The following is a 5,877-nucleotide window of genomic DNA, read 5'->3' as shown; positions in this document are numbered from 1 at the left end:
TGACCGAGGCTGTGTCAAAACGCAGATCGGGACCGAGTGAGCTCACCTCTGTGATCCTCTGATCGGCTGGAGCGCAGGTGACAACGGCCGTTTGGCTCATCGACAAGGCTGGATGTCATTCTTGCTGGTGTCCCAGCCATCGTGATCAGCTTGGGTGCCTAGAGCGATGCCCCCTCAGGACTGGATTGCTGCCAGCAGCGGCCCTGGTCCGAGGATCGCCAGAACCCGCTTCAGGTTATAGGCGAGCACGTGCAGGCTCATCTCGGTGCGCACCCGCTCCAAGGTCCGGGTCAGGAAGTGCGTAGCACCCATCCAGGCCTTGATCGTTCCAAACGGATGCTCCACCGTCTGCCGCCGCAGACGCGGCGTCTCCGGGGCCCGATCGAGCCGCTCCTGCATCGCATCGAGCACATCCTCATGCTCCCAGCGTCTGACCCGGCGCTCCTTGCCGGGCGTACACTGATCTTTGAGCGCACAGGTTTGGCAGCAGCTGGTCCAGTAGAGATGCAGCAGCATCCCATGCTCGATGGTGGAGCATCGTCGCGTCAGGCGCTCTCCGGCGGGACAGCGATAGGTGTCATCCTCGGGATGATAGACGAAGTCCTGCTTGCCGAAGCGTCCGTCAGCCTTGGCGCTCGAGTTGAGGGTCTTGGGCACATAGGGCGTGATCCCAGCTCTCTCGCAGGCCAGGATGTCCTCGCCCTTGTAGTAGCCTCTGTCCGCCAGAGCCTCCAGGCTCGGCGTGCCCATGGCACCCTGCGCCTGCTGGCCCATCACCGATAACTGGCCCCGATCCGAGCCGCTGTTGGTGACCTCATGTGCGACGATCAGGTGGTGCTGGACATCCACCGCGGCCTGAACGTTGTAGCCGACGATGCCCGTGCCGATGCCCCGGTTGGTCATCGCCCGCGCGTCCGGATCAGTGAGCGAGATCTGCTGGTCGGGAGCCGCCAGCACCTGCTGCTCCAGCTCCCGGAACTGCTGCATCTGCTCTCTGAGCGCCGCGATCTTGTCCTTGATCCGCCCGGCCTTCACCTGCGCCAGCTCGCTCTCCTGCCGATCGGCCGTGTCGAGGGCGGACAGATAGTGTGCGATGCTGGCCTCCACCTGCTCGATGCGCTTGGCGAGCTTGGCCGGCGTGAAGTTCTTGTCCCGCGCGTTGACCGCCTTGAACTTGGAGCCGTCGATGGCCACCACCGCCTGCGAGAACAGGTTGAGCGTGCGGCACAGCCCGACGAACTGGCGGCACACGGCCCGAATGGCCGGTCCATTGTCCTTGCGGAAGCGGGCGATGGTCTTGTGATCCGGCTGAAGCTGGCCGGTGAGCCACATCAGCTCAAGGTTGCGGCCGGTCTCCTGCTCGAGGCGGCGGCTGGACGGGATGCGGTTGAGATAGCCATAGATGTAGATCTTGAGCAGGGCCGCCGGATGGTAGGCCGGGCGGCCCGTCGCCTGTGGGATGACACTCTCGAACCCCAGGGCATGCAAGTCGAGTTCCTCGACAAAGACGTCGATCACCCGCACCGGATTGTCGTCACTGACGTACTCGTCGAGGCAGACCGGGAACAAGGTGCCTTGGCTGCGCTCCTGGCCTTGGACAAACCGCTTCATCGCGATCCCTCCAGTCCGTACTGACCCAACCAGATTACTAGATTCCGCGTTTTGACACAGCCTCGACCCGGAGGAGAAATTCGGCCGGCGGGTTGCAGTCGTCACTGGCGAGCGCGGGAATCCCATCGGCCGATCACTGTGATAGGTTGCGGGCGGGCCTGCGATCAGCCGGACTACCACCTCAAATGCACGGGAGCGAAACGGTTTCGGCAGAACGAAGCTCCGCGTCACGCCCTGTGCGCGCCCTTCGGGAACGGCAGGAATGTAGAGGATGGGGAGACCAGGCTGTAGGCGGCGCACGGCGCGAGCAAGCTGTCAGCCATCAAGGCTAGGCAGCCGACCTCGGTCACGAGAATGACTGCCGGAATGCCTGCCTGTAGGGCCGCCAGAACCGCTTCACCGCTTTCAAAGCCGACCACGGCCTAGCCAGCCTCCGTCAAGACCAAGATCAGCGTTTCGCGAACCGCGGGACCAGCCTCAATGATGAGAGCTGTGGGACAAGGGACCATGAAAGATGTTTGCAAGCCAAACTGGCGATCTTTGGTCATCGCGAACCTTAAGAGCGGTTTAGCGAATGCAGCTTAAGGTCGTGGAATGAGATCCGACATGAAACCCTCGCGCGATGGCCAGAAGCTCTTGCCTCGACCAAGTCCCGAAATGGCCTGGCTCCGCCACGCTGGATCGCCTAGGATCCGTCTGGCCGAACTCCTGGAGTCCCTTAGCTACGCGCTTGACATGACGGAAGGCCAACCGGCCGGACATTGCGTGCGCTGCTGCTGGATCGGCATCCAGATCGGCCGCGAGGTCGGCCTGTCCGAGACGGATCTCGCGACTCTGTTCTATGTGCTGCTCCTGAAGGACCTCGGCTGCTCCAGCAACGCCGCCCGCATTTGCCAGCTCTATGTTGCCGATGATCTCACCTTCAAGCGCGACTTCAAGCAGGTTGGGAACAGCGTTCCCCAGGCCCTGCGCTTCGTCCTCAGCCACACTGGCCTGAAGTCGGGGCTGACCGAGCGCTTTCGGACGATCATGAACGTCGTGCAGAATGGCGGGGAGATTGCCAAGGACCTCATCGAGACCCGCTGCCAGCGTGGGGCTCAGATCGCCCGCCGGATGCGCTTCTCGGACGAGGTCGCGCGCGGCATCCAGGACCTGGACGAGCACTGGGACGGCCGGGGCAAGCCCGTGGGCCTGCGGGGCTCCGACATCTCGGTGTTCGCCCGCATTGCGCTCCTGTCCCAGGTCATCGACGTGTTCCACACCAGCGCTGGGACCGACGCAGCGCAACGGGAGGTCCACGGCCGCTCGGGCACGTGGTTCGATCCCGAGCTTGTCGCTGTATTCGAGGGCGTTTCCAGGCGGCCAGGGTTCTGGACCACGCTCAAGGCAGGTGGCCTGGAACAGGCCCTCTTTGCGCTGGCACCCGCCCGGCACGTCGAGACCGTCGATGAGGACTACCTCGACGATATCGCGACGGCGTTTGCCCAGGTCGTCGATGCCAAGAGCCCCTACACCCATGGCCATAGCGAACGGGTAGCGACCTATGCCGACCTGATCGCACAGGAACTCGGATTGGAGCGTGACCATCGTCGCTGGCTGAGGCGGGCAGCTCTCCTGCATGACATTGGCAAGCTTGGCGTCTCGAACCAGATCCTCGACAAGCCCGGCAAGCTTGATGACGCGGAGTGGGCCGCGATGCGCGAGCACGCGGCGCTGAGCGAGGCCGTGCTGTCGCGGATCGGGGCCTTTGGGGACCTGGCCCGCGTTGTCGGCGCTCACCACGAACGGTTGGACGGCAAGGGCTATCCGAATGGGTTGGCTGGCGACGAGATCGCGCTGGAGACGCGTATCATCTCGACGGCCGACGTATTCGATGCGCTCACGGCCGAGCGCCCCTACCGGGCCGCACTTCCGCTTGCCACCGTGCAGGCGATCATGGCAGGCGACGTGGGGGCGGCTCTCGATGGGCGATGCTTCGATGCGCTCCAATCAGCCGTTCTCAGACATGAAGTAATGCCGTCCGCAGCGCTCCCGTTATGATTGGCCGGAACGTGGGAGCAGCACGGCATATAAAGTGCGCTGACCAGGTGACTTGGCGGCCGCAGCAGAGGAGCTGTGCCACCGTTTTCTATGCCGAAGTAGCTCTCTGGCTCCCGTCGAGGTCCCTTCAATCCCACATGTCCAAGGTCCGGATGTGGCACTGGGCGGACCTTATCCGGATTTCCGCATTCGCGGCGTCGGGAGACCTTCACAGGCAGGAGCTCAGTGGCTCAGGTTGCCCCGAAACCGACCTTCCTGAATACCATAAGGGAGCCGCCGGATGACGGCGTTCCACCGGCACGGCACTCCCACTGGATCAGCGTCTTGGCGCCGCGGAAGTCACCCGTGTGTGCGCCCATCGCTGCGCTTCACGAAGCGACTCAAACACCAATGATCGCGGCCCTTCGCTGGCCCACGGGCCGAACCCCGCCTCCAGGAACCACTTTCTTTTCAATTCCGGTTCCGCGTGCTCCTCCCCGTCCAGGCGGACCAGCACAGCAACGAGACGGCCCTCCACGCACACGAGGCAGCCTTCCTCATCCCGGCTGCCTGTATCGACCATGACCCGGTGCAGGGTCGGACGCTTCTCCATCGAGGGCAGTAACGACCATCGTGCCCGGCACGACGTGCTGACGGGCCTGCCCAACCGCCGCTTTCTGATGGAGACAAGCGAAACGCTGGGCTCACATTCCATGGTCTTTGCCATCGTTGACATCGACCACTTCAAGATTGTGAATGATACGCATGGCCACCGCATTGGTGATGTGGTTCTGCAAACGGTCGGAGCGCTCATGGCGACGCATTTGGCCGCGTATGGCATGGTCGGCCGGCTTGGCGGGGAGGAGTTCGCCCTGATTGCACCGGAGGCTTCGGCAGAGCAGGTCATTGCGGGGCTCAGCGAACTCCTGCGGACAGTCGAGGCGACGCCGATTGTCGCTTCGGGTGTGACGATCCATGTCACCCTGTCGGCCGGTGTCGCTATACGCAAAGTCTCTGAACCGTTCGACAAGGCGTATGCGGAGGCGGACGCGGCGCTGTATCGGGCCAAACGTGTCGGCCGGAACAGGATTGAACTTGCACGGTCGACGTAGGTGGACCATAGCTCGGTGACTGAGATGTCTCAGAGCAATTGAAGCAGACGCCCCGCTGCGCTCGTCCTCTGCATGGCAGGGCGGTACAAGGTCCCTCCATCCCACTGTTCCCTGACTTGCAGTTTCAAATTTGCTCCCAGCGCTTGACCTGCAGGAATCCCGATTGAGATGTCTGTCTCAAGAGCCCTCCCCAAGTGCCTGTAAAATTCTATGCCACACACTGACCTCTCCCACTCCGTTCCTGGCCTGCAGAGAGCCGAGCCTCACCTTCCTCTGTGACGTGAGCCTTCGTGCATGATGTCCGGCTTGGCGTGATGCACACATCGTGAGGGATCTGTCGAGAGGCCCCATATGCCGGTTTTCCTGATGAGCCATCGCAGCCTTCCTCAAGTTCGCATGCAGGGGATCGGCGCAAGATCTGCTCCTGGTTGAGCGCTAACCCAGTACGTAGCAGGAAGATGCTCTCCAACGCAGGTGAGGCAGACGAATGGATCCTTTCGGAAAAGTCTGAGGCAAACTCCAAATTAAAACTCAGGAGACACAAACACTTAAAGATCTGCCTGAGCCATCCTTTGGTACCGTCTACAGCGACCCTGTCCGGTCGCATAAGCTTTCCTTAGTTGTGCGACGAGCCTGTCATTGGCTTTTCATATGCAATGGGTTAGTGCTTGATCCCGTTCTGAAGGACGGTTTCCCATGTTGATGTGGAGCACAGTTGTAACTTTCCTCCTCTCGTTGGTGGCTGTCGGGCCGCTGCGGGCGAGTGCTCCCTCTTGGCTCCTGTCCGGTGCGGAGCTGGCGGCAGTGATCAGCGTCTTTGCCCTGGTGTGTTTTCTTGAAAGCAGCGGTGGCAACACCGATCGCTCCAATCCCACCGGCTGATAAGTTTTCGTAAGGAACTCCACCTACGGTGCGGCTCCGTCCTTGATCGGAGACAGCCCATGAAACGCTTCCTGCTCGCCGCGATCGGGATTGCTCTGGCGTCCCCAACAGCGATCGCCGACGGCCTCAGCCTTGCTGGCTCCCTCTGGCAATGCACCCGCGCCTCTGATCGGTCTCAGTTCGTGATCACCTTCTACCCTGGTGGCGGCGTCGGGGGAGGCGAGTTGGAGAATGGTGAGGTCAGCCCCTACAT

6 protein-coding genes and 1 pseudogene are annotated in these 5,877 nt (G+C 62.2%); 4 read left to right on the top strand and 3 right to left on the bottom strand.

Annotated features, from left to right (window positions below; translation table 11 throughout):
- Positions 1 to 174 precede the first annotated feature (174 nt).
- Together DDF70_RS35090 and DDF70_RS35085 are read right to left on the bottom strand one after the other, a co-directional pair.
- On the bottom strand, positions 175 to 1,611 hold the full coding sequence (locus DDF70_RS35090) for an IS1182 family transposase (RefSeq protein WP_114947838.1): 1,437 nt from the start codon (positions 1,609 to 1,611) through the stop codon (positions 175 to 177).
- A gap of 227 nt (positions 1,612 to 1,838) precedes the next feature.
- The gene (locus tag DDF70_RS35085) at positions 1,839 to 2,030 is read right to left on the bottom strand and encodes a hypothetical protein (protein ID WP_114949120.1); all 192 of its coding nucleotides are present in this window, start codon (positions 2,028 to 2,030) and stop codon (positions 1,839 to 1,841) included.
- 238 nt (positions 2,031 to 2,268) lie between these two features.
- Between DDF70_RS35085 and DDF70_RS35080 the strand changes: the two genes are divergently transcribed.
- Complete coding sequence (locus DDF70_RS35080) at positions 2,269 to 3,651, top strand: HD-GYP domain-containing protein (protein WP_114949122.1); 1,383 nt, start codon at positions 2,269 to 2,271, stop codon at positions 3,649 to 3,651.
- A gap of 230 nt (positions 3,652 to 3,881) precedes the next feature.
- Here DDF70_RS35080 and DDF70_RS38955 read toward each other — a convergent pair whose 3' ends face one another.
- Positions 3,882 to 4,010 (bottom strand): hypothetical protein, encoded by a 129-nt coding sequence (locus DDF70_RS38955; RefSeq protein WP_281024421.1) that lies wholly within the window; start codon positions 4,008 to 4,010, stop codon positions 3,882 to 3,884.
- 201 nt (positions 4,011 to 4,211) lie between these two features.
- Between DDF70_RS38955 and DDF70_RS35065 the strand changes: the two genes are divergently transcribed.
- From DDF70_RS35065 to DDF70_RS35055, 3 genes and pseudogenes are all read left to right on the top strand, one after another.
- Positions 4,212 to 4,742, top strand: a complete 531-nt coding sequence (locus tag DDF70_RS35065) for a GGDEF domain-containing protein (RefSeq protein WP_114949118.1) — start codon at positions 4,212 to 4,214, stop codon at positions 4,740 to 4,742.
- 696 nt (positions 4,743 to 5,438) lie between these two features.
- Positions 5,439 to 5,624 (top strand): hypothetical protein, encoded by a 186-nt coding sequence (locus tag DDF70_RS35060; protein WP_114949117.1) that lies wholly within the window; start codon positions 5,439 to 5,441, stop codon positions 5,622 to 5,624.
- A gap of 59 nt (positions 5,625 to 5,683) precedes the next feature.
- Positions 5,684 to 5,877: pseudogene (locus DDF70_RS35055) on the top strand (hypothetical protein); the annotation flags it as partial.

This window comes from Microvirga calopogonii (assembly GCF_003347665.1).
In the GTDB taxonomy this organism is placed as follows: Bacteria; Pseudomonadota; Alphaproteobacteria; order Rhizobiales; family Beijerinckiaceae; genus Microvirga; species Microvirga calopogonii.
This window is presented reverse-complemented; position numbering and strand designations above follow the sequence as displayed.